This is a genomic window from Streptomyces sp. CBMA123 (assembly GCF_014596465.1).
In the GTDB taxonomy this organism is placed as follows: domain Bacteria; phylum Actinomycetota; class Actinomycetes; order Streptomycetales; family Streptomycetaceae; genus Kitasatospora.
The window spans coordinates 1-1,581 of sequence record NZ_MECK01000473.1 but is presented as its reverse complement, the minus strand read 5'-3'; the positions used below and the strand labels follow the sequence as shown (position 1 = coordinate 1,581).

The window sequence follows — 1,581 nt, the reverse complement described above, 5'->3', positions numbered from 1 at the left end:
CTGAGCCTGGGTCATCGGCTGCTGGGGCTGCGCCGGGGCGGCGTGCAGCGGCGGCTGCTGGACGTGCTCGCCGCCGAGCACCGGCGGGTCCACCGGCGGCCAGGACGGCTCGACCGGGGCGCCGTCCGGCTGCGCGAACGGCGCCTGCTCGGCACCCCAGGAGCCCTGCGGACCGGGCATCAGCAGGACGTCGTCCTCGTCGTCCAGCCCGTCCGGCTGGTCGACGAAGTGGAACGCCGGGCGCGCGGCGCCCTGGTCGACGGTCCAGCCGTCACCCGGGGCGGCCGGGGCCGGCACGCCGGGGACGGCGAAGTTCGGCTGGCCCTGCGGCGGGATCATGCCCGCGCCGGGCAGGCCGCCCACCGGCGCCGCCGGGTTGGGGATCACGCCGCCGTCGGTCGCGACGCCCTGCAGGGGTGCAACGCCCGCGACGCCCTCCGGTCCGCCGAGCGGGTCTGGCCCGGCGTGCAGGTGCTCCGGCAGTCCCTCGCCCGGGACGTGGCCGCCATCGGTCATTGTCAAAGCTCCTTCCAGGCCGCTGCCGCGCCCCTCGGCGACGCGATCACCGACCGCAGCGCCCATCCGCACGGGCCGGGCCTGGACCGACCCGCCCCTCAACACACGCGGCCGCCGCGCCGTGGCGCTGCGGCCCTAGTCCTTCCGGCGCGCTGCGGCACCCCGGCCCGGGCACCGCCGATGAGGGCGGTGCACCATCTGAATCAACGACAACCCGGAGCAACCGGCACGACCGCACCGGACCCTACGGCATTCTCCAGGTCCGGCACGCGGCCCGTCGAATTGCCCACACTCCGAGCGGAACCGGCTTGCACCACGTCAAAAAGGTGACAAACCGACCGAATCGGGTGGGTCGTCGGCGGCTGCAGCCGCCTGGGACGCCACACTACCGGCCCGGCGCGGTGACCTCTCGAATCGGTGTCCGGATGCGACCTGGATCACCGCGCGGTGCGCCCGGCGGCCCGGGCGCGCACCCGAGGCCTTCACACGATCTGCTCACCCCAGAGCAGCAGCGCGCCGCCCGCGCCCGCACCGAGCGTCAGCGCGCCGCCCTCCTCGGCGGCCCGCAGCGGGGTCGACTGCAGCAGCGCGCCATCCGCCCGGTACCCGGCCTCGCTGATGGCCCGGCGGATCTCCTCGGCCTCGGCGAAGGTCCGGGCGACGGCGACGAAGCGCTCGGGCCTGCGGGCCAGCACCGCCCGCACCACGTCGAGGCCGCCGGACTCCACCACGGCCGCGTCCGGCTCCGGCAGTCCGCCCAGCACCTCGGGGCCCTTCCCGTACACCGTCTCCACCTCGACCCCGTAGCGGCGGGCGTTGACGGTGAGCCGGGCGCAGGCCGAGCGGGAGCCCTCGACGGCGACCACGGCGGCGCCGAACCGGGCCGCCTCCACCGCGAGGGCGCCGCTGCCCGCGCCGACCGACCAGACGAGGTCCCCGGGACGTGCACCCAGACGGGCCAGCACCAGGGCGCGTACGTGCGCGGGCAGCGCCTCCGATGCGCCCGGCTCGTCCTCCGCGCGCCCGGCGCCTGCGTAGGCGTCGCCGGGGAGCGCCCAGCCGCGG

General features: G+C 77.0%; 2 pseudogenes. Both read right to left on the bottom strand.

From position 1 onward, the window contains the following. Positions 1–516, bottom strand: a pseudogene (locus BG452_RS46340) (hypothetical protein); the annotation flags it as partial. A 482-nt stretch (positions 517–998) separates the two neighbouring features. Next, a pseudogene (locus tag BG452_RS34545) lies at positions 999–1,581 on the bottom strand (precorrin-6y C5,15-methyltransferase (decarboxylating) subunit CbiE); the annotation flags it as partial.